Source organism: Streptomyces sp. NPDC057137 (assembly GCF_042670825.1).
Classification (GTDB): domain Bacteria; phylum Actinomycetota; class Actinomycetes; order Streptomycetales; family Streptomycetaceae; genus Streptomyces.
Genome location: NZ_JBHUUW010000010.1, coordinates 122,767 through 147,431, shown reverse-complemented (window position 1 = coordinate 147,431; position 24,665 = coordinate 122,767). Strand labels below are relative to the sequence as shown.

The 24,665-nt window shown below is 70.8% G+C and carries 21 protein-coding genes; 14 read left to right on the top strand and 7 right to left on the bottom strand.

Annotated elements, in window-relative coordinates; translation table 11 throughout:
- Nucleotide 1: 1 nt before the first annotated feature.
- The 9 genes from ACFT9I_RS11675 to ACFT9I_RS11635 all read left to right on the top strand — a co-directional run bounded on the left by ACFT9I_RS11675 (nt 2) and on the right by ACFT9I_RS11635 (nt 11,319).
- Nucleotides 2-787: a sirohydrochlorin chelatase gene (locus tag ACFT9I_RS11675; protein ID WP_382563137.1), complete on the top strand. Its 786-nt coding sequence runs from the start codon at nt 2-4 to the stop codon at nt 785-787.
- A complete protein-coding gene (locus tag ACFT9I_RS11670; protein ID WP_382563135.1) occupies nt 784-1,296 on the top strand; it encodes an urease subunit beta in 513 nt (170 codons plus the stop codon). The genes ACFT9I_RS11675 and ACFT9I_RS11670 overlap by 4 nt, the downstream gene beginning before the upstream one ends.
- Entirely contained in the window at nt 1,296-3,020 is a 1,725-nt protein-coding gene (gene ureC, locus ACFT9I_RS11665; RefSeq protein WP_382563133.1) for an urease subunit alpha, read from the top strand. The genes ACFT9I_RS11670 and ureC overlap by 1 nt, the downstream gene beginning before the upstream one ends.
- A gap of 3 nt (nt 3,021-3,023) precedes the next feature.
- On the top strand, nt 3,024-3,776 hold the full coding sequence (locus tag ACFT9I_RS11660) for an urease accessory protein UreF (protein ID WP_382563131.1): 753 nt from the start codon (nt 3,024-3,026) through the stop codon (nt 3,774-3,776).
- A gap of 26 nt (nt 3,777-3,802) precedes the next feature.
- The gene (gene ureG / locus ACFT9I_RS11655) at nt 3,803-4,423 is read left to right on the top strand and encodes an urease accessory protein UreG (RefSeq protein ID WP_382563128.1); all 621 of its coding nucleotides are present in this window, start codon (nt 3,803-3,805) and stop codon (nt 4,421-4,423) included.
- 1 nt (nt 4,424) lies between these two features.
- The gene (locus ACFT9I_RS11650) at nt 4,425-5,393 is read left to right on the top strand and encodes an urease accessory protein UreD (RefSeq protein ID WP_382563126.1); all 969 of its coding nucleotides are present in this window, start codon (nt 4,425-4,427) and stop codon (nt 5,391-5,393) included.
- Between the two features lie 92 nt (nt 5,394-5,485).
- The gene (locus ACFT9I_RS11645; protein ID WP_382563124.1) at nt 5,486-6,835 is read left to right on the top strand and encodes an ammonium transporter; all 1,350 of its coding nucleotides are present in this window, start codon (nt 5,486-5,488) and stop codon (nt 6,833-6,835) included.
- A 439-nt stretch (nt 6,836-7,274) separates the two neighbouring features.
- Nucleotides 7,275-7,670, top strand: coding sequence for a GNAT family N-acetyltransferase (locus tag ACFT9I_RS11640; protein ID WP_382563122.1), 396 nt, complete (start codon nt 7,275-7,277; stop codon nt 7,668-7,670).
- A gap of 118 nt (nt 7,671-7,788) precedes the next feature.
- Nucleotides 7,789-11,319, top strand: a complete 3,531-nt coding sequence (locus tag ACFT9I_RS11635; protein ID WP_382563120.1) for an NB-ARC domain-containing protein — start codon at nt 7,789-7,791, stop codon at nt 11,317-11,319.
- A gap of 27 nt (nt 11,320-11,346) precedes the next feature.
- On the opposite strand, the gene ACFT9I_RS11630 is transcribed toward ACFT9I_RS11635, so the two are convergent.
- Nucleotides 11,347-11,889 carry a DUF1707 domain-containing protein gene (locus ACFT9I_RS11630; protein ID WP_382563118.1) on the bottom strand — a complete coding sequence of 181 codons (543 nt, stop codon included), beginning with the start codon at nt 11,887-11,889 and terminating at the stop codon, nt 11,347-11,349.
- A 169-nt stretch (nt 11,890-12,058) separates the two neighbouring features.
- Here ACFT9I_RS11630 and ACFT9I_RS11625 point away from each other — a divergent pair, with 169 nt between their 5' ends.
- Nucleotides 12,059-12,970, top strand: a complete 912-nt coding sequence (locus tag ACFT9I_RS11625; RefSeq protein ID WP_382563116.1) for an aminoglycoside phosphotransferase family protein — start codon at nt 12,059-12,061, stop codon at nt 12,968-12,970.
- A 67-nt stretch (nt 12,971-13,037) separates the two neighbouring features.
- On the opposite strand, the gene ACFT9I_RS11620 is transcribed toward ACFT9I_RS11625, so the two are convergent.
- Nucleotides 13,038-13,619 carry a TMEM165/GDT1 family protein gene (locus tag ACFT9I_RS11620; RefSeq protein ID WP_382563113.1) on the bottom strand — a complete coding sequence of 194 codons (582 nt, stop codon included), beginning with the start codon at nt 13,617-13,619 and terminating at the stop codon, nt 13,038-13,040.
- Between the two features lie 416 nt (nt 13,620-14,035).
- On the opposite strand from ACFT9I_RS11620, the gene ACFT9I_RS11615 reads away from it, so the two are divergent.
- Complete coding sequence (locus ACFT9I_RS11615; protein ID WP_382563111.1) at nt 14,036-14,296, top strand: hypothetical protein; 261 nt, start codon at nt 14,036-14,038, stop codon at nt 14,294-14,296.
- 201 nt (nt 14,297-14,497) lie between these two features.
- On the top strand, nt 14,498-15,382 hold the full coding sequence (locus ACFT9I_RS11610) for a hypothetical protein (protein WP_382563109.1): 885 nt from the start codon (nt 14,498-14,500) through the stop codon (nt 15,380-15,382).
- 18 nt (nt 15,383-15,400) lie between these two features.
- Here ACFT9I_RS11610 and ACFT9I_RS11605 read toward each other — a convergent pair whose 3' ends face one another.
- The 3 genes from ACFT9I_RS11605 to ACFT9I_RS11595 all read right to left on the bottom strand — a co-directional run bounded on the left by ACFT9I_RS11605 (nt 15,401) and on the right by ACFT9I_RS11595 (nt 20,577).
- Nucleotides 15,401-17,374, bottom strand: a complete 1,974-nt coding sequence (locus ACFT9I_RS11605) for a helix-turn-helix domain-containing protein (protein ID WP_382563107.1) — start codon at nt 17,372-17,374, stop codon at nt 15,401-15,403.
- Between the two features lie 114 nt (nt 17,375-17,488).
- Nucleotides 17,489-18,961, bottom strand: coding sequence for a DUF2252 domain-containing protein (locus ACFT9I_RS11600; RefSeq protein ID WP_382563106.1), 1,473 nt, complete (start codon nt 18,959-18,961; stop codon nt 17,489-17,491).
- 134 nt (nt 18,962-19,095) lie between these two features.
- Nucleotides 19,096-20,577 carry an MFS transporter gene (locus ACFT9I_RS11595; protein ID WP_382563104.1) on the bottom strand — a complete coding sequence of 494 codons (1,482 nt, stop codon included), beginning with the start codon at nt 20,575-20,577 and terminating at the stop codon, nt 19,096-19,098.
- Nucleotides 20,578-20,817: 240 nt separating this feature from the next.
- On the opposite strand from ACFT9I_RS11595, the gene ACFT9I_RS11590 reads away from it, so the two are divergent.
- Nucleotides 20,818-21,903 (top strand): serine hydrolase domain-containing protein, encoded by a 1,086-nt coding sequence (locus tag ACFT9I_RS11590; RefSeq protein ID WP_382563103.1) that lies wholly within the window; start codon nt 20,818-20,820, stop codon nt 21,901-21,903.
- A gap of 62 nt (nt 21,904-21,965) precedes the next feature.
- On the opposite strand, the gene ACFT9I_RS11585 is transcribed toward ACFT9I_RS11590, so the two are convergent.
- Both ACFT9I_RS11585 and ACFT9I_RS11580 read right to left on the bottom strand, forming a co-directional pair.
- Complete coding sequence (locus ACFT9I_RS11585; protein WP_382563101.1) at nt 21,966-22,646, bottom strand: ABC transporter ATP-binding protein; 681 nt, start codon at nt 22,644-22,646, stop codon at nt 21,966-21,968.
- 53 nt (nt 22,647-22,699) lie between these two features.
- Nucleotides 22,700-24,169: an ABC transporter permease gene (locus ACFT9I_RS11580; RefSeq protein WP_382563099.1), complete on the bottom strand. Its 1,470-nt coding sequence runs from the start codon at nt 24,167-24,169 to the stop codon at nt 22,700-22,702.
- A 91-nt stretch (nt 24,170-24,260) separates the two neighbouring features.
- Here ACFT9I_RS11580 and ACFT9I_RS11575 point away from each other — a divergent pair, with 91 nt between their 5' ends.
- Complete coding sequence (locus ACFT9I_RS11575; protein ID WP_382563097.1) at nt 24,261-24,656, top strand: nitroreductase/quinone reductase family protein; 396 nt, start codon at nt 24,261-24,263, stop codon at nt 24,654-24,656.
- Nucleotides 24,657-24,665 lie beyond the last annotated feature (9 nt).

The window sequence follows — 24,665 nt, the reverse complement described above, 5'->3', positions numbered from 1 at the left end:
GGTGTCCGACGGCTGCCGGTTGATCGCCGTGTGCGGCCACGAGGCCGCGCACGGAAAGGCGTTGCGCGGCATGGTGGACCCGGCGGTGACCGTCGTGCCGAACGGACGCGAGCTGTACCGGACCGTCGCGGCCCTGAGCCGCCGGGGCCAGGAGAGCTGCGTCGTCCCGATGACACTCGGCCGCGACCCGGAACTCGTCGCGGACACCGCCCGCACCCTGCGCGCGCTGCCCGCCGCCGAACGCTCGGGGACCGTGCTGGCCGAGCCGTTCGGTACGTCCCAGCACCTGATCGGCTGGCTGCGCGCGGCGGCCGGCCGTACCCCGGACACCGCCGCCCTGCTGATCACCGCGCCGGCCGGCGGGCCGTTCGAGGACGCCGAGCTGTACCGGGTCGCGAGTCTGGTCCGCCGGTACGGCAACCACGCCCTGGTCGAGGCCGCCTTCACCGGTGGGGATCCCGACCTCGCCGAGGGGGTCCGGCGCTGCGGGCTTCTCGGCGCGTCGCACGTGGTGCTGCTGCCGGCGGCGTTCGCGCGGCCGGATGTGCCGGACGTGCCCGGTACGCGGGTGGAGAGCGTGGGCCCGACGATTCCGCCCGCGGCGCTGGCCCGGGTGCTCGCGGAGCGCGTGGCCGACGCCCGCCGGCGCCGGCGCGAGCACGGTGACGACGGCATCGAGGCCGGCCTGACGGCCGCCGACAACCACGGCCACTCCCACACCCATCCGCAGCCGCATCCGCATCCCCATCCGCACGGTGCGGGCCAAGTCATCAGGAGTACCGCATGACGTTCCATCAGAAGTACCTCTACGGCAAGGAACCCATCGAGATCAACGCCGGCCGCCGCACGGTCAAGCTGACCGTGAGCAACACCGGCGACCGCGCGGTCCAGGTCGGTTCGCACTACCACTTCTTCGAGGTCAACTCGGCTCTGTCGTTCGATCGTCGGAAGGCACTCGGCATGCACCTCAACATTCCCGCCGGCACATCGGTACGCGTCGAGCCCGGCGGTACGCGCGAGGTGGAGCTCTGCGCGTACGCCGGAACCGGCCGCCTCGTCGGCTTCAGCGGACTGCTCAACGGCAGCCTCGCCTCGAACCCGGCCAAGGTCGAAGCCGTCCGCAAGGCGATCGAGCAGGGCTTCCAAGGCGCTCAGAACAGCGCCGACGACGACTCCGGCGTACCGGTGGAACGCACCAGAAGCAATAAGCGCACCACCGCCGCCAAGACCACCACAGCCACCAAACGCACCACGGCAGCCAAGACCGCCAAGGGGAAGAAGAAGGGTTCGCGCTGATGCCCATCCTGCCGCGCAAGCAGTACACCGACATGTTCGGCCCGACGGTCGGCGACCGCTTCCATCTCGCCGACACCAACCTCGTGGTCGAGGTCGAGAAGGACTTCAGCGAGGGCCAGTACGGGGACGAGGTCCTCTACGGCGGCGGCAAGACCATGCGCGACGGCATGGCCTCCGACCCGCAGGCCACGAGCGCCCAGGGCGCCCTCGACACCGTGATCACCAACGTCGTGGTCATCGACCCGGTCGTCGGCGTCGTCAAGTGCGACATCGGCATCAAGGACGGCTTCATCGCCGGCATCGGCAAGTCGGGCAACCCGCAGACGCAGAACAACGTCCACCCGGACCTGGTCATCGGGCCCGGCACGGAAGCCATCGCCGGTGAACACCTCATCGCCACCGCGGGCGCCATCGACAGCCACGTCCATCTGATCTCGCCGCAGCAGGCCGAGCAGGCACTCACCAACGGCATCACCACCCTCATCGGCGGTGGCACCGGCCCGTCCGACGGTACGAACGGGACCACCTGCACACCCGGCCCGTACAACATCGCCCGGTTCCTCCAGGCGGCCGAGGCATTCCCGGTCAATCTGGGCATCATGGGCAAGGGCAACGGCAGCCTCCCGGAAGCGCTCAACGAGCAGATCGAGGCCGGGGCCTGCGCCCTGAAGGTCCATGAGGACTGGGGCGCGACCCCCGCCGTGATCGACAACGCGCTGAGCGTCGCGGACCGGTACGACATCCAGGTGGCCATCCACACAGACAGCCTCAACGAGAGCGGCTTCTTCGAGGACACCCGCTCCGCGATCGACGGCCGCACCATCCACACCTTCCACAGCGAGGGCGCGGGCGGCGGTCACGCACCGGACATCATGCGGGTGGCGGGCGAGCCGAACGTACTGCCGTCGTCCACCAACCCGACTCTGCCGTACACGAAGAACTCGGTGGACGAACTGCTCGACATGGTCATGGTCTGTCATCACCTCAGCCATGACATCCCCGAGGACGTCTCCTTCGCCGACAGCCGTGTCCGCGCCGAGACGATCGCCGCCGAGTCGGTGCTCCACGACCTCGGCGTGATCAGCATGTTCTCCTCCGACTCGCAGGCCATGGGCCGGGTGGGAGAGACCGTCACCCGCGCCTTCCAGACCGCCCACCACTGCAAGGACAAGCTCGGCACGCTGGAGGGCGACTCCGCACGCAACGACAACCAGCGGGTGCTGCGTTACCTCGCGAAGGTCACCATCAACCCGGCCATCGCCACCGGCATCGCCGACCACGTGGGCTCCATCGAGAAGGGCAAGCTCGCCGACATCGTGCTCTGGCCCATCCACTCCTTCGGAGCCAAGCCGAAGATGGTGATCAAGGGGGGCATCATCTCGTGGGCGCAGATGGGCGACCCCAACGCCTCGCTGCCGACCCCGCAGCCGGTCATCTACCGGCCGATGTTCGGGCAGTACGGCAAGGCATTGCAGGCGACCCACGCCACCTTCATGTCCCAGGCCGGAATCGCCGCCGGGGTCCCGGCCGAACTGGGCCTGGAACGCAAGGTGTTGCCGGTCCGCCGCACCCGCAACATCGGCAAGCACAACATGGTCCGCAACAACGCGCTGCCGGACATCAAGGTCGACCCGGAGACGTTCAAGGTCACGCTCAACGGCAAGGTCGCCACCATCGACCCGGCCGACGAACTGCCCCTCAACCACCTGTTCTTCCTGGTCTAGGCGATGTACCGCGAAGAGGGTGACACCCCGCCGGAACCCGTCCCGACGGTCACGGCATTCGCACCTGAGCCCGCGCTCGAACCCCTCCTGGTCAGCCTCCAGTTGACCGACTCGGCGTTCCCGAGCGGCTTCTACACGCTGTCCCACAGCTTGGAGGGCTTCGCCCAGGCCAAGGCGGTCGACTCCGTCACCCTGCCGCTCCTGCTCGAAGACCTGCTGCTGCACGGCGTCGGGCCGGCCGACGCCACCGCGCTCGCCCTCGCCCACCGGGCGACCCTGGCGGGCGACACAACGGCCGTCGCCGGAATCGACGAGTATCTGTTCGCCACCAAGCTGGGCCGGGAGATGCGCCAGGCCGCCACCCGCACCGGCCGCCAACTCCTCGACCTCGCCCGGGAGGTGTTCGACCGGCCGGAGATCGGTGACTACTTCGACCGTGTCGTACGCGGTGAGGCGCCCGGCACCCAGGCGGTGGCCGCCGGGGTCATCTACGCCGCGACGGGTGTGCCGGTCCGCCAGGCCGTCGCCTCGGACCTCTTCGCCTTCTGTGTGAGCTTCGCGGGCGCGGCGCTGCGACTGCGGCTGACCGACCACCGCAAGGCACAGACCCTGCTGCGCGGCGCGGCCCCCGTCATCGAGGTGGCCGTCGACGCCGCGCTGCGGCGTGAACTCGCCGATGTCGGCGCCACCGTCTTCGCCGCGGATGTCATGACGGGCCGTCATGAGCGCGCCGAGGCAAGGCTGTTCGCCAGTTGATCCCCCCACACAAGCCAGGGAGCACCATGGACGACAACGTACTGCGGGTCGGCGTCGGCGGGCCGGTCGGATCCGGAAAGACCGCGCTCATCGAAGCACTCGTACCGGTGCTGATCGAGCGCGGCCACCGCCCCTCCGTCATCACCAATGACATCTACACGCAGGAGGACGCCCAGCACATCCGCCGCACACTCGCCGGTGTTCTCGAACCGGAGCGCGTGGTCGGCGTCGAGACGGGCGCCTGCCCGCACACCGCCGTACGCGACGACCCCACGATGAATCTCGCGGCCGGTGCCGAGATGCTGGAGCGCTTCCCCGACACCGACACGCTGCTCTACGAGTCCGGCGGCGACAATCTCACGCTCACCTTCAGCCCCGCCCTGGTCGACCTGTTCCTCTTCGTCCTGGACACCGCCGAGGGCGAGAAGATGCCACGCAAACGCGGCCCCGGCATCACCGACTCCGATCTGCTCGTCATCAACAAGATCGACATCGCGAAGTACGTGCGCACGGACATCGACGTCATGGAGTCCGACGCCCACCGGGTGCGCGAGAACCGTCCCGTCGTCCTCACCGACTGCCTCACCGGCGTGGGCATCGAGGACATCGCGGACTACCTCGAATCACGCCGCAAGGCGCTGATCTGACATGCCGTCAGCTCTGTCTCGGCCCGACCGTCCCGACCGGCTCGCTCCCGGCCACTACACGGCGGTCCGTGTCCCCCCTGAGGTGGCGGCCCTGGCCTCGGTACCCGACACGCTCGCGCCCGGCTCACCGGCCAAGGTCGGTATCCTCGATCTGGCCTTCGCCGTACGGGGCGGGCGTACCGAACTCGTTGAGCGCTACCAGAAGACGCCGCTGCAGATCATGCGGCCGCTGTGGATCGACCCCGAGTTGCCCGGCATGAGCTACGTCTATCTGATGGCGACGGGCGGCGGCATCGCCCAGGCCGACCGCTACCGGATGGACTTCCGCTGCGGGCCGGGCACCCAGGTGCATCTCACCACCCAGGCGGCCACGAAGGTCTTCCGGATGGAGCACGACTACGCGAGCCAGCGCGTGCATCTGACGGCGGATCCGGGCGCGTACGTGGAGTATCTGCCGGACCCGCTGATCCCGTTCAAGGACTCGCGGTTCTACCAGCGCACCGAGGTCACGGTCGCTCCCGACGCCACCGTCGTCATCGGGGACACCCTGACCGCCGGGCGGCTCGCCCGCGGCGAGCGCCACGACTACCGGGTCCTCGCCACCGATCTGCACATCAGCCGGCCCGACGGCACCCTGCTGGCCATCGACACCCTGCGCCTGGCACCGGGCACGGGCGCCTCCGGCCACGGTGTCGTCGGCCCCGGCGTGTTCGCCGGACACGACCACGTCGCGTCGCTCTTCGTCGTCTCCGACCGCGCCCCCGCCACCGGGATCGCCGACACCATGCACGAGGCGCTGGCCGGGCTCGGCGTCCTGTACGGGGTCAGCGTGCTGCCGCGGGAGTGCGGTGCCTGGCTGCGGTTCCTGGACGACAGCCCCGTCCGTGCCGCCGCCGCGCACACCGCCGCCTGGCACGCCGTACGCCGACTGCTCACCGGCCACCCGGCCCCCGACCTGCGTAAGACGTAACCGCGCAAGACGTAACGCGTCACCACCGAACCCCCGACTTCGCACACCCCACACCCCGGCATCCCCCCACACCGACCACGAGGTTCCCGCCGATGAACATCGCCCCCGCGCCGATGCCACCCGCGTACGACTCCGGTGACACCGCCTGGCTGCTCGCCTCCACCGCCATGGTGCTGCTGATGACGCCGGGACTGGCGTTCTTCTACGGCGGCATGGTGCGCACCCAGCACATCCTGATGATGATCAAGATGAGCTTCGCCGCGCTCGCGTTCGGCACGCTCGTCTGGTGGGTGATCGGCTACACGCTCGCGTTCGGCCCCGACGTCGGCGGCGCCGGACTCATCGGCAACCTCGATCACGCGTTCATGCGCGGCATCGAGCTGAACACACTGACCGGCCATATCCCCACATACCTCTACAGCACGTTCCAGATGGGCTTCGCGATCATCACGGTCGCGCTCATCAGCGGCTCGATCGCCGACCGCGCCACGATGAAGGGCTGGCTCGTCTTCGTCGTGCTGTGGCTGCTGATCGTCTACATCCCGCTCGCGCACTGGGTGTTCGACCCGGACGGCTGGATCGTCAAGCACCTCGGCGCGCTCGATTTCGCCGGCGGTCTGCCGGTGGAACTCAACTCCGGAGTCGCCGGTCTCGCCGTGGCCCTGGTGCTACGGGCCCCGCGCGACTTCGCCCGCCGCGAGGAGCGGCCCAACAACATTCCGCTCGTCGTGCTCGGTGTCGGGCTGCTCTGGTTCGGCTGGTTCGGCTTCAACTCCGGTTCGGCGCTGACCGATCAGGGGACCGCGGCGGCGGCGTTCCTCAACACCCAGCTCGGCGCGGCCGGCGCCATGGTCACCTGGCCGCTGGTGGAGAAGTGGCGTACCGGGAAGGTCACCACCGTCGGGGTCGTCTCCTCGGCCGTCGCGGGCATGGTCGCCATCACCCCCGCCTGTGGCGAGATCAACACGCTCGGCGCGGTCGTCACCGGCCTCGTCGTCGGCGCGGTCTGCGCGTACGCGATCACGCTCAAGTTCCGCTTCAACGTGGACGACACGCTCGACGTGGTGGGCGTGCACGGTGTCGGCGGTCTGATCGGCCTGATCATGGTCGGTCTGTTCGCCACCGCACGGATCAGTGGCCAGAAGGGGCTCTTCTACGGAGGCGGCTGGGGTCTCCTCGGCAAGCAGGTCGTGGCCATTCTCGCCGTGATCGCGTTCTCCTTCGTCCTCACCTGGATCATCGCCAAGGCGGTCGAAACGACTGTCGGTTTCCGCGCGAAGGAGGAGTACGACAGCGTTCCCGGTACGGAGCGTGAGCGGGCTTACGACTTCCAGACCGCCGAGCGTCTCGGTGCCTTGGTCGCCGACAAGACGGTGACCAGCGACGACGAACTCGTCAGACAGATCACCAGGCTCCTGCGGGCCCGCGAGGAGTCCAAGTAACAGGGTATGGACCCCACTTGCGGTCACTCGCCCGCGATCACCACTTTGAGTTCGTCGAGCGACTCCCGCAGATGGCCTCCCCCCTCACTGAACCCGCCCTGCTCGGCTTCGCCGTCCTCGCCATCCGCAACGCACGTGTGAGTGACGAACGGGCGTGGTTTCTGACGGGCCGAGGGGTTCCGCTGATGGTCGGCGTGCGAATGACGTCGTTGTTCGTCGCTCGTGCCAGCACCAGCTCGTCACTGCCTGTCAGTGCGAGCTACCAGGTCGTTGGGGCTACACCGCTGCCAACCAGCCGCCGAACCGCCCGGCATCACCGCGAACGTCGTGGGCGCGAGCAGCGTCGTATCGCCCAGTGCGACCGTCGCACCGTCCGCCGCGATCACCGGAACCGCGGTCACTTTCCCCTCCAGAACCATAGGCGGTCTACGCTCGCGGCATGACGATCACCTACGAATGGCGGGGCGACTTCGAGAACACGGCCGTCAACGTGTTGCACGCGGAGGGCTTCAACCACCGGACCCTGGACCTCGACTGGCTGACGCGGGTCCACCGCCACAGCCTCGGCTGGGTCTGCGCACGGCGCGAGGGAGAACTCGTCGGCTTCGTCAACGTCGCATGGGACGGCGGCGTCCATGCGTTCGTCCTGGACACCGTGGTCAGCGGTGAACTCCGTCGCTCGGGGATCGGGGCCGGACTCGTCGCCACAGCCGCCGAAGAGGCCCGCGCGGCGAAGTGTGCATGGCTGCACGTCGACTTCGACGACGACCTGCGGGCGTTCTACTTCGACGCCTGTGGCTTCAAGCCGACGAACGCGGGTCTCATCGCGCTCTGAGCGAGCGCACCGCGATCACCCGCCCCCGTCCGGGGCCGGTGTGCCTCAACTGGCCGTCGAAGACCCGTCGTCGCCGATAGTGTCGGGCCGACCGGACGACGGGTACACAGGAGTACGGGTGCGAGGACGCGTCACATGCATGGTGCTGCTGGCCGGTGCCGGTGTCGCTCTGGCCGTGTTGGGGGCGCTGGCCGCCAACGCCGCGACATCGGACGCGCGTTGGCCCGGCGTCCTGGATCTGTTACGGCGGAACTCCTGGGAGTCCGTCGCGGGTACGGCCCTGCTGGCGGTCCTGGTCGCCGCCGCCGTGGCCGTACGGCAGGAGCAGCCCGCCGCCGTCGCGGGTGATCCGCCGCCGCCCGAGCCGCCACCGGTCGCCGACTGGGTGGTCGACCGGGGCCAGGGGGACGACGTCGTCGCGGCCGTGTGCGGCAGCGGTGGGGCCGTCGGGATCACGACCTCGTTGTCCGGCGCGGGCGGCTTCGGCAAGACGACGCTGGCCGGGGTGGTGTGCGCCGACCCCCAGGTCCGGCGGCGGTTCCGGGGCCGCGTGTACACCGTCACCATCGGCCGGGACGTACGCGGCCGGGCCGCGATCGCCGCGAAGGTGGCCGAGGCCACCCGCTTCATCACCGGGAACACCGAGGAGTTCGACGACCCCGCTCTCGCCGGGGCCCATCTGGGCCGGCTGCTGAACCAGCGCCCGCGCACGCTGCTGGTCCTGGACGACGTGTGGGAGAGCGAGCAGCTCGCCCCCTTCCTGCGCGGTGGGAAGCGCTGCGTACGTCTGGTCACGACCCGTATCCCCTCACTGCTGCCGCCCGACGCCCGCTCGATCCCGGTCGACGAGATGTCGCCCGACCAGGCGCGGGCCGTCCTCACCTGGCAACTGCCGCCCCTGCCGGACGACATCACGGAGGCTCTGCTGCGGGCCACCGGCCGATGGGCCCTGCTGCTGCGCCTGGCGAACCGGCTCATCGCGGAACAGGTCGCCACCGGCGCCGACGTCACCACCACCGCCACCGACATGCTGCGGGAGCTGTCCGCACACGGACCGGCGGTCGTGGACCGTACGCCGGGCGTCCTGGATCTGGACGATCCCGAACGCAGGAACCGGGCGGTGCGGGCCACGGTCGAAGCGGCCACCACGCTGCTGCCTCCGGGTGGCGCCGATCGCTTCGCGGAGCTGGCGGTCTTCGCGGAGGACGAGGCGGTGCCGTTGTCCCTCGTCGCGCAGTTGTGGCGCATGACCGGCGGTCTGACCGAGTCGCGGTCACGTGCCCTGTGCGCGGACCTGGAACGGCTGTCGTTGCTGTCGCTGTCCGCCGAGAGCGAGGGCCGGATCACCCTGCACGACGTGATCCGCGACTACTTGGCCGGTGAGCTGGGCGAGGCGGCACTGGCCACCGTCCATGCCCGGCTGGTCGACGCCGTCGCCGACGGCCTTCCCGCCGCCGAACCTCTGGCCGCCTCCGCGCCGGATCCGGGCAGGGCGTGGTGGGAGCTGCGCGAGGGCTATCTGCTAGACCACCTGATCGAGCATCTGCTGGCCGCCGGTCCGGCCGAGTTCGCCGAAGCCGTGGCGAGCGACCTGCGCTGGGTGGAGACCCGACTGGCGCAGCGCGGTCCAACCGCCCCCTGGAGTGATCTCACCCGGATCGGCAGCCCCACCGCCGCCGCACGCGCCCACACCATCGCGCAGGCCGCCCATCTCCTCACGCCCACGGACCCCGCCCGGGCGCTGACGTCGGTTCTGCACAGCCGCCTCGAAGGTCTCCCGCTCTGGGCCGACCAGTTGGCCGCGCGGCTGCAACCGCCGCCCCCGGGGCCTGTGTTGGTCAACGCGTGGCCGCCGCCGGACCTGCCGGTCCCCGCACTCCTGCGTACGCTCACCGGATTCACCGGCCAGGTGACCCAGTTGGCGATCGCACCGAACGGGGCCTGGATCGCCACCGTCGAGGGGACCACCGAGGTACGGATCTGGGACCCCGCCACCGGCACCTGCACCGCCACCCTCACCCGAGCGAGGGGCAGGAGAAGCCCGGTGGAGTCGATCGCGATCGCCCCTGACAGCACCTGGATCGCCACCTCCAACGGCACGGACAAGGTACGGATCTGGAACCCCGTCGACGGAACGCTTACCGGCAAGATCGTCACACCCGACATCGATGACAGCCAGCAGTCGGTGAGGTCGGTGGTGATCTCACCGGACGGGGGCCAGGTCGCCGTCACCAGCGACAAGCGGACGAGCATCTGGAACCCCGCGGGCGGACCCGCCACCAGTACTTTCACGACCGGCAGCACCCGGGGTGTGTGGCAGGGCATGAGGGCGACCGACGGGACGTGGCTCGCCTACACCAGCTACGGCAGGAAGGTGCGGATCGCGTGCGAGGACGAGCCCGTGTGCACCGCGGTTCTCGACGATCCCGCGGGCCTGGTGGAGTCGGTGGCGGTCGCACCGAACGGGGCCTGGATCGCCATCGCGAGCGACAACGGCACCCTACGCCTCTGGAACCGTCGCACGAAGACCTTCACCGCCACCCTCACCGGGCACACCGGCACGATCCGATCGGTGACCATCTCGGCGAACAGCACCTGGATTGCCACCGCCGGCGACGACGGAACAGCACGGATCTGGAACCCCGTCAGCGGTACCTGCACCGCCGTTCTCACCGGCCACAGCGGCCCGGTGCGCTCGGTCGCGATCTCGCCGAGCGGGGCCTGGGTGGCCACCGCGAGCGACGACCTGACCGTACGGATGTGGGACCGGAGCACCGGCTCCTGCGGTGCCGTACTCACCGGCCACGCCGGGCGGGTGGAGTCGGTGACGTTCGCGGCGGACGGCACGTGGCTGGCCACCACCAGCGACGACAGGACGGTACGGATCTGGAACCGTAGCGGCGGAGGGCCCCCGGTCGCCCCGAACGACCCCGTCCGGCACCTGGAGCTGGTGGCGGTCTCGGCCGACGGCGGCCGGATCGCCACCAGGGGCGAGGAGCGCGCCCTGCGGATCTGGGACCGCGCAAGCGGCACAAGCACGACGATCCCGGCCGGTGAGACCGACGGGGAGGAGCCGGTGGCGATCGCGCCGGACGGCACCTGGCTCGCCACCACCGGCGACGAGGGAACACTACGAATGTGGGACCGGGCGAGCGGCACGAGCACCGGCACTTTCGCCGGGCACGCCGGTTCGGTGCGGTCGGTCACGGTCTCGCCGGACGGGACCTGGCTCGCCACGGCCGACGGGCAGGGGATGCTACGGATCTGGGACCGGGCGAGCGGGACGTGCACGCGCACCGTGCCCGCGTACGGCGCGGGATCGGTGACCGTCGCGTCCGACGGCAGTTGGCTCGCCACCGTCGGCCAGGACATGACGGTGCGCGTCTGGGACCGGACCAGCGGGGCGTGTACGTCGGTCCTCACCGCTCACACCGACGGAGCGACGTCGGTCTCCGTCGCACCCGACGGCGCCTGGCTCGCCACCACCGACGCGCAGGGGACGCTACGGATCTGGGACCGGGCCACGGAGCGGGTGGCCACCCTGATGCGTGTCGACGGCCCCCTGCACTCCTGTCTGTGGGCGTCCGACAGCCGCGTCGTCGCGGCGGCCGGGGAGCGGGGGCTGTATCTGTTCGCCCTGCGCCGGTGAACGGGACGTACGGAGACGGGTGCCGCCTCAGCGGCCCGCGTGGCGGATCTTCAGGCGGCCGAAGCCCATCGTCCCGGAGATCCGGATCGTCGGACCGCCGGCGCGGGAGCGCCTCGGGGGCTTGTAGCGCGTGTCCTTCCAACCGGTGTGCAGATTGTCGAAGTCGACGATCGCGTCGCGAGGCACCGTGATCTTGGCTCTGCCGGTGCCGAGCTGCAACTCGATGTCGATGACCGGGTGTTCGACGACCGCCCGGGACAGGTCCAGGTGCACCCTTCCGAAGGCGGACTCGACCTTGAGGTTCCGGGGTACCCGCCATGCGCCGCGCCGCCGGATCCGTCCGCCGGCCGCGGCGATCGTGGACGTGGTGGCCGCCTTCTCCGCCGGGAGCGAGGCCAGTGCCGGCACGAGATCGCCGTGGGTCTTGGCGGTGAGCGCGGTGTGGAGGCGTTCGTCCATCTCCTCGTGGGAGATGTGCCCTTCGGCGTACGCCTCCTGGAGGCGCCGCACGGCCGTGTCGCGGTCGTCTTCGCCGATCGGTCGCTGCGGGTTCTCCGGCAGGGGGGTCACCGCTTCACTCTAGTGGGCGACGGGGTCGGCGCAGGCCGAGGACCTTGAACACGGGCTTGGCCGCCGCCTGTTCGATCCGGCCCCGCTCGTGTTCGCTGCGGCCCGCTCGTGTTCGGTCCGCCCCGAAAACCGCGTTGCACGGCCGACGGGCGGGAGCCATGATCCCTGGATGGTTGAGAGCCCGTACACCGACGGCCGCGCGGGGATCGACGCGGCGCTGGTGGGACGCCTGATCGCGGCCCAATTCCCGCAGTGGAGCGGCCTGTCCGTCACGCCGGTCGAGGTGGACGGCTGGGACAACCGGACCTACCGGCTCGGCGACGCGATGACCGTGCGTCTTCCGACCGCCGAGGGTTACGCCCCCGCGGTCGACAAGGAGAACCGGTGGCTGCCCAAGCTCGCGCCGTCGCTGCCCGTGCCCATCCCCCCGGTCCTGGCCGTGGGGCAACCCGGGGAGGGATATCCGTTCAACTGGTCGGTGCGTGGCTGGCTGGACGGCTCGACCGCGACCCTCGACCGCATCGACGACATCACAAGCTTCGCGACGTCGGTGGGCGAATTCCTCCTCGCCCTGCAGCGCGTCGACGCGGCTGACGGTCCCCCGGCGGGCGCGCACAGCTTCTACCGGGGCGCCCCGCCGGCCCACTACGACGACGAGACGCGCCGGTCCCTGGCCGCGCTCGGCGGTCGCGTCGACACGCGCCGTGCGACGGCCGTCTGGGAGGCCGCCCTCACCACCAGCCGGCAGGAGCCACCGGTGTGGTTCCACGGCGACATCGGCAGCGGCAACCTCCTCGCGCGGGACGGGAAGTTGGCCGCCGTCATCGACTTCGGTACGTCGGGTGTCGGCGACCCCGCGTGTGATCTGGTGATCTCGTGGACGATGTTCTCCGGCGACAGCCGTGCCGCGTTCCGCCGCACCGTCCGGCAGGACGACGGCACTTGGGCGAGAGCACGCGGCTGGGCGCTGTGGAAGGCCCTGATCACCCTGGTCGATCTCATCGACACCGACCCGGCGGGGGCGGCCGTCCACCGCCGGGTCATCGATGAAGTCCTGGCGGACCACGACCGTTTCGGCTGAGCCGTCCAGGTGGTCGGACGCCTGCGACGCTCCTGACGACGCAGACGCCTCGGACGCCTCGGACGCCTCAGACGGTGAAGGCCTCGATGAGCGTCCAGATCGCGAGTCCGGCCATGCAGGCCGCGCCGATGCGCTGCACCGTCTTGAGGGGGACGCGCTGGGCGATGAAGCGGCCCGCGAGCAGGGCGAGGGCGGAGACCGACATCAGCGCGAGGGCCGAGCCGATCGCGGTGGGCAACCAGCCGTTGCTGGCGGCCAGGTTGGCGGTGGTGATCTGGGTGAGGTCGCCCCATTCGCTGATGAAGACGGCCATGAACGCGGTGGTGTAGACGGGCCAGAAGCCGGTGACGGTTTTGCCCGCGCCGTCTTCGTCGTCATCGTCCCCGCTGCGCAGCAGAACGACGGCGCCGAACGCGAACAGGGCCGCGGAGACCAGCTTGACGGCCATCTCCGGGAGCATCCCCAGCAGGCTGCCGGCGCCGACGGCGATGGCGACATGCACGATGAAAGCCGTGGAGGTGCCGAACCACACGTACAGCGGCCTCATCCGGGTGCCCATGGCCAGTGAGGCGAACATGGTCTTGTCGGGGAGCTCCGCGAGGAAGATCAGCCCGAAGGCGGTGAGAATCGCCAGGGGGTCGAAGGTCATTCTCTTGCTCTCTGCTGGGGCCGGGCCGTCAGCTCGTACGGCACCCAGAGGGCGACGGGAAGAACCACTCGACCCGGCACGACGGACGGCCCCCACAGAAGTGCGGGCCGAATCATGCCTTGGCCGAAGGTCTCGTCCGCCCCGCAGAGTATGCGGTGGCCCGATGGCCGGGGCGCCCTAAGGCGTCCAGTGTGTCGACCAGCGGTTCTCGGGACTACTCCCCTTCGCTGCCAGACAGCCTAACAGGCGGGGTCGGAGCGACCCAGCCGTTCCCTATGTCGTTGAATTGAGCTTGCATGACAATTTTTTGCGGTCCTTCTTGTGTGTCCTGCGTTCCATGGTTGAAGATCTCCTTGCAGTAAACGCTTACTTCCGTCCGGCGGGGAGCCGGACAACCACACAGGGGAGAGAACAAGATGCGCAAGCGCGCAGCACTCGTGAGTGCCGGAATCGCCGTCCTGGCCCTGGCCGGGATCAACGCCCCCGCCCAGGCGGCGGCTCCGGGAACATCCGTCGGCGCCTCGGCCGAGGCCGCGGCCGGCTGGCTGTACATCGGCACGTACAGCAGCAGGTCCGCGTGCGTCGACGCCGGGCAGCAGTACGTGCGTGAGGGCTTCAGCCAGTACAGCTGCGAGGTCGTCCCCGGCAAGTTCTCCTACTACCTGTACGTCCGCTAGGGCCTGTCCGGCACTCCGTCACCCGCTCCACACAGGTGGCCGCCGCCCCCGCCGGGTTCCGTACCGGCGGGGGCGGCGCCGTACGGTGCACCGGAGTTGGGCCCTCCATTTGTCTGACGCGTGTGCGTACCTTCCACGGGCAGACGGTTCATCAGATGAAGGTCGACGGTTGACCGAGACTGCGCAATGGAGGAGATCCTGATGGAAAGGCCGAACAATCGTAAGCGCGTCGTAGCGACAGCGGTGGCAGGTGGCCTGGTGGCGGTGACCCTGGCGGGCTGCGGCGGTGGCAGCTCCGACAGCGGCAAGAAATCCGCGGGCGGCGGCGGTCCGGACGGCGTCAAGCAGTCGACGCGGGCCGTGCAGGCCACGCATCACAAGACCACCGGCGCCAAGACCGCCAAGCTGACGCTCGCCACCGAGGTCAAGGGCGCCGGCGAGCAGGCGGCCGCCACCGGTGCCGGAGTGGTCGACCTGGCCGACGGCAGCAGCGACGTCACGCTCACCTCCCAGGGGCAGGAGCTGCAGCAGCGCACCCTGGACGGGATGATCTACCAGCAGCCGCCGGCCGGGTCCGAGAGCGGTCTGCCCGACGGCAAGTCCTGGATGAAGATCGACCTGAAGAAGCTGGCCGAGCAGCAGGGCGCCGGGGCGGGTGCCGGGGAGGTCAGCGATCCGGCCGCCTCGTTCTCGTACACCAAGGGCATCTCGGACAAGAACGTGAAGAAGGTCGGCGCCGCGACCGTCGACGGCGCGAAGACCACGCACTACCGGGTGACGGTGGACGTCGACGCCCTCGCGAAGGGCAACACCGAGCAGACCCGGAAGCTGAAGGAACAGCTCGGCGCCACGCTCCCGCTGGACATCTGGCTGGACGGGGACGGGCGGCTGCGGCAGCAGAAGATGGAGCTGACGGTCAAGCGCCCGGCGGGCGAGACCGAGGGCCCCGCCCAGGTCGCCGTCCTCACCACGCTCAAGCTCAGCGACTTCGGTACGGACGTGAACGTCACCGCACCGGCCGCCAAGGACACGGTCGACGTGACGGCCAAGCTGGCGGAGCAGGGCAGCGGGAGCCAGGCCGGCTAGCCACTGGCCAAGAGTGCGTCAACGGGCGCGGCACAGCAACGCCGCCCGCAGGTCGAGGCGGTCGTCCAGTCGGGACAGGTCGCGGCCGGTGACGTGCTCGATCCGCCGGATGCGGTAGTGGACGGTGTTGACGTGCAGATGCAGTTCCTCGGCCGCGCGCGCCCATGATCCGTCGCGGGCGAGGAACGTCTCCAGGGTCTGGAGCAGGGCCGCGGACGAGGCGTTGTCGGCGTCGAGGAGGGAGGCCAGGACGGTGTGGCTGTACGCGGCGCGGACCTCTTCGGGTATGCCGGTCAGCAGCGCCTCAAGGCCGGTGAAGCTCGCGGCGTCGGTGACGGACGACGCGCCGGGGGCGGTGTTGCGGCCGGAGGCCAGGGCGTAACGGGCTTGGGACAGCGCACCGTTGAGATCCTGCGGGCCGTCGGCGCGGGGGCCCACTCCGGCGTGCAGGGGGCGGGAGGGGTCGCACGCGGCGATCAGTGGCCAGATCGCGGCGAAGGGCTCGGCGGGCGAATCGGCGGGCGAATCGACCGGCAGCACCACGAACGCGGTCCCGTCGGGCAGCCCGCCCACGGCTCCGCCGCCCGGCCGCACATGTGCCACGGCCTCCGCCAGCGCCGAGCCGTCGGGCGCCGCGGTGATCACCTGGTACGGGCCGTGCGGCGGGAGCCCGCACGCCCGCAGCGCCGCCCGGACCGTGAAGATGTCGGCGTCGCCGCCGGTGAGCAGTGCGCCGAGGGTGCTCGCGGCCTCGTACGCGGCAGCCCGGCGCCCCGCGCCTGACCGCTGCCAGGAGCCCAGGACCGCGGCGATCTCCTGGAGCATACGTGGCGGGGCGCCGCCGGGCTCGGGTACGTACACGTGCAGGCGCCCGTACGGCCCCGAGAACGGACCCGCGTCGTCGCCCTCGTCCTCCACCGGCACCGTGACCCCGCTGCCGTCCGCCATCAGGCGGGCGGCCTCCCGGGCCGCGAGCGCCGTGGCGTCCGCCGTCGCGGCGACCGTGCGGCCCGAGGCCGTGAGCAGGTACGCGGCCGGCCGGTCGAGATGCGCGAAGGCCGCGTCCAGGAGGGCGGCGGCGGGGGTGACGTCCACTCCGAGGACCGTGCCCGTGTCGCCCACCTCCGCGCAGAGCGCGGGCAGGACGCGTCCGGTGCCGCAGCCCAGGTCCAGCGCGGTCTGTCCCGGCCGCAGTCCCATGCGGGCGACGGCCGACACGTACGCCGGGGTGTCGGCGGCGAAGCGGGCCTCCCAGCGGTCCGCCTTCGGGGTGAAGAACGTACGGCTCGCGGTGTGCTCGGCGCGGTCGGCCACCAGCGCGGCGAACCGGTCCAGTACGCGGTCCCGGTGCGGAGCCAGCGCGGCCAGTGCGACCGGGGTGGCTTCCCGCAGGCCGGGGACGGTGGCGGCGTCCGCCGGGAACGCGGCCATGAAGGTGTCCGTGGTCTCCTCGTCCGCCTCCAGATGGAACTGCAGGCCCCACGCGGCGCCGCCCACCCGGAACGCCTGTACGGGATAGCGGTCGCAGGACGCCAGCAGGACCGCCCCGTCCGGCAGGTCCATGGTGTCGCCGTGCCAGTGCAGCACCCCGAGCCGCTCGGGCGCCCCCGCCAGCAGCGGATCCTTGGCGGCCGGCGGACCGGTGCGTACCTCGCCCCATCCCACCTGCAGTCCCGAGCCCGTACGGGCGGAGCCGCCCGCCGCCACCGCCAGCAGCTGCGCGCCCAGGCACACCCCCAGTACCGGCACCTCGGCGGCCAACGCCGCACGCAGCAGGGCGAGTTCGGCGCCACGGGTGGGGAAGCCGTCGTCGCTGTACGCGGCCATCGGGCCGCCCATCACGACCAACGCCTCGACCCCGGCCAGGCTTTCGGGCAGTAGGTCGCCCGCCCACACCCGGCAGAGCCGCGTCCGCAGCCCGGCCGCGTCGAGCGCGGCGCCGATCGCGTACGGCCCCTCCCCCGGTACGTGCTCCACCACCAGCACAGCCACAGCCCCGCCCCCTGTCCGCAGATGCGGCCTTCGACGTCGACATCAGACAGTACATCCGAGACGGATACGGCGTATCGGCTCGTATCTGCGGGATGACGCGGGGCTGCCGGCGGGTCACTCCGTCTCGGCCGGCACCCGCCCCGTCTTCACCGCGGCCACCAGGGCCGCGTGGTCGCGCTCGTTCTGGTCGGCGTAGCTCTCCGCGAAGTCGGCCAGCGCGTTGTCGAACGTGGGGCCGGCGCCCAGATACGCGGCGATGGCGATCCGGTCGCCCGAGCGGGCGTGGGCGCGGGCGAGTGTCGCGCCGCACATCTCGGCGAACACCCGCATCCCGTTGGGGATCATCTCCTGAGGTTCCAGGATGCCTTTCCAGTCGTGCAACTGCCGTACGTAGAAGTCCCGTTGGCGGCCGTCCAGCCCCCGTACCCGGTCCCACCCCAGAAAGACGTCGCCCACCGCCTGCATGAGCCGCTGCCCGGCGACGACGCGCTGCCCCTGGTTGTTGTACTCGCTCGCGCCCACGTGCTCGGCCAGCACCGAGTGGTCCGCCTCCTTCGCCTGGAGGATCAGCGGATCCGTGTCGTCCTTGCCCAGCAGGAGCAGGATCCAGCAGCGCGTGCCCACGCTGCCCACGCCGACGACCTTGCGGGCGATGTCGACCACGCGGTACTGCCGGAGCAGTTGCCTCCGCTCGGTGGACAGGCTCCTGCCGTAGCGGTCGACCAGCTTGTGGAGTTCGGTCACGAACGTCTCGTGCTGCCCGCCCCGCAGCAGGTCGTCGATCGGCACGACCAGCGGCGGATCGGCCGTGAAGCGGCGCTCGCCGTCGCGCGGCCGGGTCAGCTTCTCGAACGCCTTGAGGCTGTCGCGCGTGCGCGCCTTCGTCATCGACTTCGAGAGCCGCTCCCGGCCCTTCGCGCCGAGCCGCCGGTCCGCCAGCGGCTCAAGTTCCGCCATGTCGGCGACGGTGTACCAGACGTCGAGATTGCCCATCCCGGCGAAGGCGCGCATGCGCTCGCGGTAGGACCGTACGGCCGCCCGTACGATCACGGACCGCTCCTTGGCGGAGTAGCCGTTCTCCCGGCCGGCGATCACCAGGCTCGCGGCCAGCCGCTTGACGTCCCACTCCCACGGGCCCGGCAGCGTCTCGTCGAAGTCGTTGATGTCGAACACCAGCCGTCGTTCGGGCGAGCCGAGGAGCCGGAAGTTCAGCAGATGCGCGTCGCCGCAGAGCTGGGCCCTGATGCCGGAGACCGGGGTGCCCGCCAGATCGCCGGCCATGATCGCGGCGGCGCCCCGGTAGAAACGGAACGGCGACTCGGTCATACGGCCGTACCGGATGGGCACCAGCTCCTCGACCCGCGACTGCGACTGCGCGTCGACGACCGACACCGGGTCGGGCCGGTCGCGGCCCGCCTCGAACTCCGCGTGGCTCGACCTCGGCGCGATCTTGCGCGCCGCCTTCCCGCGCTCGGCCCGCTCCGCGGGGGACGCGTGGACCGCCCGGGGTCGCCGCGTACCCGCGCCGGAGTGCCTGCCGGAGTGCCCGCTCGGACTACCGCCGGAGTTTCTGCCGCGCCTGGTCATCGATGCGCCTCCACCCCGAGAGCCGCCCCCACCCGTCCACTATCCGGCCCCCACCGGCCCCGCGCATGTCGACGGGGCCGGTGACGGCGCGCCGGGCCGCCCCGGCGACCGCGGGCAGACAGTGCCCATGCAGGTCAGGACTTGCGGACCGCGGCCAGCAGAGCCGGTGAGTGGTAGGCCGTGGACGTACCCGCGTGCCAGGACACGAGGTCCGGTGCCTCCGGCCGGGCGCCGCCGAGGATGTAGAGGGTCACCAGGCTCAGCCCGCCGATCACGGTGATCCCCAGCGTGATTCCCACCGCCTGGTGGAACCCGTCGGCGAGTCCCTGGATCAGCGCGAAGTGCAGCAGGACGGGGCCGATCAGGAACGCCGCCTCCGAGCGCAGCAGTTCGACCAGGGCGAAGGTCGGACCGATCTGCAGGGCGGGGACGGAGAAGCCGGCCAGGAAGAGTCCCGGTGTCACGCCGGCGCCCGCGCCGAAGCCGAGGAAGAACGAGGCGACGGGGACGGTCGTGGACGCGTTCGACGTGGAGGCCGCGAGTAGGACGGCGGCACCGATGGCCACGCTGATGGTGCCGCACAGGGCCAGATACGGCGTCCAGCGGGTCGACATCAGCCGGCGGAACAGCAGGGCGGCGATCAGGACGCCGAGGATCTGGGGTGTGACGAGCGCCCCGATCCGTACGGCGGAGAACACCGCCTCCCTGGTGTAGTAGACCTCGATCAGCTCCAGCAGGGTGGTGAAGCAGGCCCCGACGAGCATCGCGTTGAGCGTGCCGACAACCGGCAGGGTGTTGCTGATGGGCCGCACCGGCATCAGCGGCCGCTCCTTCCGGTACTGACCGCCCACCAGGGCGACGCCGCAGACCAGCCCGACGAAGACCGGTACGTAGAACTCGGGGTCGCTGAAGTCGCCGCGGGTCAGCCACGAGACGCCGAAGAACGGCAGCGCCGTGGTGCCGAACGCGAGCGGGATCGCGGACCAGTCGAACTTGGCGCGGCGGTCCGGTGGCTCGTTGCCCTCGAAGGTCAGTGAGCCGACGAACAGTCCGATCAGCGCCAGGGTGCCGATGCCCGCGAACAGCGGGCGCCAGCCGCCGAACGAGCCGACGAGCCCGCCCACCAGCGGCCCGAAGGCCACCATGCCGAACAGCCCGAGGCTGACGACGGCGGCGGTGGTCTGCAGCTTGGTGATGGGGTGTCCGGTGATCAGCGGCGGCAGCGCGGCGACCAGCAGCATGCCGGTGAACAGCCCCTGGAGGACGACTCCGGCGGCGAACATGCCGATGTTCTGCGCGCTGAGCGCGAGCGCCGAGCTCAGTACGAATCCGGTCTCGCAGACGAGATAGACCCGGCGCCGGGCCACCCGCTGCACGAGGTCGGCGCAGGCGACGGCGCCGAAGGCGTACGCGGCGTTCGACATACCGCTGGTGAGCTGGAGTTCGTATGGCGTGGCGCCGATGCTCCGCATGATCTGCGGCTCCATCAGGGCGGTGGCGGTGGTGAGGATCAGATACGGGCTCAGCGCGAGGAGCGCCAGGGTGACAGCCGCCGGGTAGTTCCCGGCCAGCGGAATCCGGGTGAACAGATTCGGCGAAGGTGAGCTGGACGGCAAGAACGCCTCCGGGGCCGACGTGGGGGGACGCAGGGGGAAGTGGGGAAAACGGGGGGAGCACGCGGTGGGGAGGGTCCGCGAACCGGCTCAGCGTACGGTCGTACGCCGCGTACTCCGGCCTGACACGCCCGCCCCGCGAACGAGACCTCCGTCCGCACGACCGGCCGCCATATACCCCCCACCGGTATAAACTTCCGGTGCGGCCGGGATCGTCCGCCGCATCACACGAGGGGGAACACGATGCACGTCGAAGGGCATGTGGCCGAGGGGTACGAGACGGTCCGTCAGGTCTTCCGGGCGATGGTGGACGACGGCCGGGAGACCGGAGCCGGTCTGTCGGTGTGGCGGGACGGTGTCGAGGTCGTCCGGCTGAGCGGCGGCTGGGCCGACACCGCGCGGCGACGGCCCTGGCGTCCCGACACGCTGGTCCAGCCCTACTCCGTGTCGAAGCCTTTCGCCGCGCTCGCGGCCCTGGTGGCGGTCCGGGACGGCGCGCTGACACTGGACGAGCCGATCGGGCGGTACTGGCCGGCGTACGCGGTGGCCGGCAAGGAGCGGACCACGCTGCGGCACGTCCTCACGCACCAGGCGGGCCAGGCCCGGTTCCCGGTGGCCGCCGCGGGGACGGATCTGCTGGACGACGCGCGGCTGCGGGAGCTGCTGGCCGAGTCGGCTCCGGAGTATGTCCCCGGCACGTCGCTGGGCGAGCACGCGCTGACGTACGGCCATCTGATCGACGGGGTCCTGCGGGCCGGGGCGGGCGTCTCGCTGGAGCGGATGTTCGCCGACGTCGTACGCCCCGCGCTGGGCCTGGACGGCTGGTTCGGCGTACCCGAGGGCGAACTCCACCGGGTCGCCGACCTGGAGCACGCGTCGCCCGATTGGCCCGAACAGCAGCCGCAGGCACCGTGGTTGACCGTTCCGGCGGGCGTGCTGGACGCGGCGCGGATGAACTCCACCGCCTGGCGGCGGTCGGTCTTCGGCGCCGCCAACCTGCACGCCACCGCGACCTCCGTGGCGAAGTTCTTCGCGGATCTCACCCGCACGGACGGACCGGTCCGCCGGCTGCTCGGCGACGAGCTGCACGCCGCGTATCTCGCGCCTCAGGTCCGACGGCACGACGAGGTCTTCGCCACCACCGTCGGGTGGACGCTGGGTCTGATACGCGACGACGGGAAGATCGCCAAGGGCGGGCTTGGCGGCTCGGCGGCGTGGTGGTCGATCGAGCACCGCCACTCCTGCGCGTTCCTGACCCGCCGGCTGGCCGACCTCTCACGCGCCGCCGAGATCGCGGAGGCCCTGGGTGACGATCTGAGCCTGCGCTGAGTCGCCGTCCAGGGCCTCCCGGGGCCGTGTTCCAGCCGCCCCGCCGCCACGCGCCGTCCCGCCTACTCCGGGCGTTCGGTGATGGTGATCCTGCCGCGTCTGATGGTGGCGAGGCGGGTCGCGCGGCGCGCGATGGCGCTGTCGTGGGTGACCATCACGAAGGTCAGCCCGTGCTCCTTCCAGAGCCCTTCGAGCAGATCCATGATCTCGTCGCGCATGGACTCGTCGAGGTTGCCGGTGGGCTCGTCCGCGAGCAGCACCTTGGGCTGTTTGACGAGCGCCCGCGCGATGGCGACGCGCTGCTGCTGACCGCCGGACATCTCGGAGGGCACGTGCTTGAGGCGCTCCCCCAGGCCGACGGAGCGCAGGGCCTCGGCGGCGCGGTCGCGGCGTTCCTTGGCCTTGACGCCGAGCGGGACGAGCGCGGTCTCGACGTTCTCCTGCGCGGAGAGGGTGGGGATGAGGTTGAAGCTCTGGAAGACGAAGCCGATGGACCGGCCGCGTACATCGGTGAGTTTGGCCTCGCCGAGCCGGGCGAGGTCGGTGCCGTCGAGCAGGACGCTGCCCGCGGTGGGCCGGTCGAGGCCGCCGAGCATCTGGAGGAGGGTGGACTTGCCGCCGCCGGTGGGGCCCTTGATGACGAGCCGGTCGCCCTCCCCGATGGTCAGGTCGACCCCGGCGAGCGCGTCGACGGTGTCCTTGCCCCTGCGGTACTGCTTGGTGACGCCGCTGAGTTCATACATGGTGCGACTCCTGGGCTGTGCGATGGGTGGAGGGTGGTCGTACGGCCCAGGGGTTACTCGACGCGGCGCAGCGCGTCGGCGGGCCGGAGGCGCGAGGCGCGCCAGCCGCCGAAGGCGCCGGCGATCAGGCCGCCGGTCACCGCGAGGCCGACCGCCAGGGCGATCGTGGCGGCGGAGATGGGTGCGGTGAGGGCGATCTCGATGGCCTTGTCGGCGGCCTGACCGGCGGGGCCGCCCGCACGGGCCATGCCGCCGCCCGGAGCGCCGCCGGCACCGGGGCCGCCCGCCGCGGCGCCGAGTTGGGCGGTCAGGGACGGGCTGACCGCGGTCAGCGCGTACGCGCCGGCCACGCCGACGGCTATACCGAGCGCGCCGCCGACCAGACCGTTGACCATCGCCTCGCCGACGACCTGCCGGGTGACGCGCCCGCTCTTCCAGCCGAGGGCCTTGAGCGTGCCGAATTCCTGTACGCGGCGGCTGACGGCCGACATGGTGAGCAGACCCGCGACGACGAACGCGGCGATGAGGACGGCGATGGACAGCCACTTGCCGACGCTGGTGGCGAGGTCGGACGCCGTGGAGAGGGAGCCGGAGACCGTGTCGGCGAGGTCGGCGGAGGTGGTGACGGTGGTGCCCGAGATGTTCTTCTGGATGGCCGACTTGACGGCGCCGATCTGCTGCGAGTCGTCGGCCTGGACGTAGACCGTGGTGACCTTGTCCTTGGAGTCGGACAGGGTCTGCGCCTGCTTCAGCGGGATGTACAGATTGGCCGCGGCGTCACCGCTGTCGGCGGTGGATACGCCGACGATCTCGAACTTCGTTCCCTTGATGGTGACTTCGGTGCCGACCTTGTACTTCTTCTCCTTCGCGTAGGCGGCGTCGACGACGGCCACCTTGGCGTCGGTCTCGGTCGTCTTGAACGCGCGGCCGTCGGTGATCTTGGAGGAGGTCAGCGGGCCGAGGTCCTGGTGGGCGGTGTCGGTGCCGTAGACCGTGTAGGAGTTGACGCCGAAGTTGGCTCCGCCGCCCCGTACTTCACCCTGCGGACCGCCGCCGCCACCGCCGGTCGCGCCTCCGCCGCCGGTCGTGCCGCCCTCCCTCGGCTGGAACTCGCCGGGCTTGAACTCCCCGTCGACCTTCAGGACCGTGAGGCTGAGGCCGCCCACGGCGGTGGCCACGCCGGACTGGCCGCCGACCTTGTCCACGGTGCTGGACGCGAGGGTCTGGAAGCCCTGCGGCATGACCATGTCGCTGCTCTGCTGCTCGTCGCCGTCCTGGGCGTCGAAGTTGAAGCGAGGCCGTGCGCTGCCGCCCTCGGAGGCGGGCGGGGCGGCCTTGGTGACGGTCATGTCGGTGCCGAGTCCGTACAGCGACTCCAGGACCTTCCCCTGGGCCTTCTGCATGCCGGATGAGACGGAGTTGACGACAATGACCAGCGCTATACCGAGTGCGAGCCCCGAGGCGACGACGAGCGCGGCCTTTCGGCGGCGGCGCAGTTCGCGCCGGAGGTAGGTGAAGAACATGGCGTGAAAATATGCACGGTGCGTGATGGCAGCGTATGAGCAAGGTAAGAGAAGGATGAGAAGCCGTCAGCACAGCGAACGGGAGTCATGGATGTCGCGCTACGACGAGATCAAGCACCGGGCCGTCACCACGTTCCAACGGCGGGTCGCCAATCCGCTGTCGACCCGGATGCCGGGGCAGATCCTGCTGGAGACCACGGGGCGCACGTCCGGACTGCCCCGGCGGACACCGGTCGGCGGAAGCCTGGTCGGGCAGGAGTTCTGGCTGGTGTCGGAGTACGGCGACAAGTCGCAGTACGTACGCAACATCCGGGCCGATCCGAGGGTCCGGGTGCGGATCAAGGGCAGCTGGCACCACGGGACCGCGCATCCGATGCCGGAGGACGATTCCCGCGCGCGGCTCAGGACCCTGCCGACGGGCAACAGCGCGATGGTGCGGCTGATGGGCACGAACCTGCTGACGGTGCGGGTCGACCTGGACGGCTGACCGTGGCCG

What these genes read in the sequence shown, in the direction of transcription:
- ACFT9I_RS11650 (WP_382563126.1), top strand. Translation starts at nt 4,425, where the DNA reads ATGCCGTCAGCTCTGTCTCGGCCCGACCGTCCCGACCGGCTCGCTCCC.
- ACFT9I_RS11645 (WP_382563124.1), top strand. Translation starts at nt 5,486, where the DNA reads ATGAACATCGCCCCCGCGCCGATGCCACCCGCGTACGACTCCGGTGAC.
- ACFT9I_RS11620 (WP_382563113.1), bottom strand. Translation starts at nt 13,619, where the DNA reads ATGACCTTCGACCCCCTGGCGATTCTCACCGCCTTCGGGCTGATCTTC.
- ureC (WP_382563133.1), top strand. Translation starts at nt 1,296, where the DNA reads ATGCCCATCCTGCCGCGCAAGCAGTACACCGACATGTTCGGCCCGACG.
- ACFT9I_RS11660 (WP_382563131.1), top strand. Translation starts at nt 3,024, where the DNA reads ATGTACCGCGAAGAGGGTGACACCCCGCCGGAACCCGTCCCGACGGTC.
- ACFT9I_RS11640 (WP_382563122.1), top strand. Translation starts at nt 7,275, where the DNA reads ATGACGATCACCTACGAATGGCGGGGCGACTTCGAGAACACGGCCGTC.
- ACFT9I_RS11600 (WP_382563106.1), bottom strand. Translation starts at nt 18,961, where the DNA reads ATGACCAGGCGCGGCAGAAACTCCGGCGGTAGTCCGAGCGGGCACTCC.
- ACFT9I_RS11610 (WP_382563109.1), top strand. Translation starts at nt 14,498, where the DNA reads ATGGAAAGGCCGAACAATCGTAAGCGCGTCGTAGCGACAGCGGTGGCA.
- ACFT9I_RS11590 (WP_382563103.1), top strand. Translation starts at nt 20,818, where the DNA reads ATGCACGTCGAAGGGCATGTGGCCGAGGGGTACGAGACGGTCCGTCAG.
- ACFT9I_RS11575 (WP_382563097.1), top strand. Translation starts at nt 24,261, where the DNA reads ATGTCGCGCTACGACGAGATCAAGCACCGGGCCGTCACCACGTTCCAA.
- ACFT9I_RS11615 (WP_382563111.1), top strand. Translation starts at nt 14,036, where the DNA reads ATGCGCAAGCGCGCAGCACTCGTGAGTGCCGGAATCGCCGTCCTGGCC.
- ACFT9I_RS11625 (WP_382563116.1), top strand. Translation starts at nt 12,059, where the DNA reads ATGGTTGAGAGCCCGTACACCGACGGCCGCGCGGGGATCGACGCGGCG.
- ACFT9I_RS11670 (WP_382563135.1), top strand. Translation starts at nt 784, where the DNA reads ATGACGTTCCATCAGAAGTACCTCTACGGCAAGGAACCCATCGAGATC.
- ACFT9I_RS11585 (WP_382563101.1), bottom strand. Translation starts at nt 22,646, where the DNA reads ATGTATGAACTCAGCGGCGTCACCAAGCAGTACCGCAGGGGCAAGGAC.
- ureG (WP_382563128.1), top strand. Translation starts at nt 3,803, where the DNA reads ATGGACGACAACGTACTGCGGGTCGGCGTCGGCGGGCCGGTCGGATCC.
- ACFT9I_RS11580 (WP_382563099.1), bottom strand. Translation starts at nt 24,169, where the DNA reads ATGTTCTTCACCTACCTCCGGCGCGAACTGCGCCGCCGCCGAAAGGCC.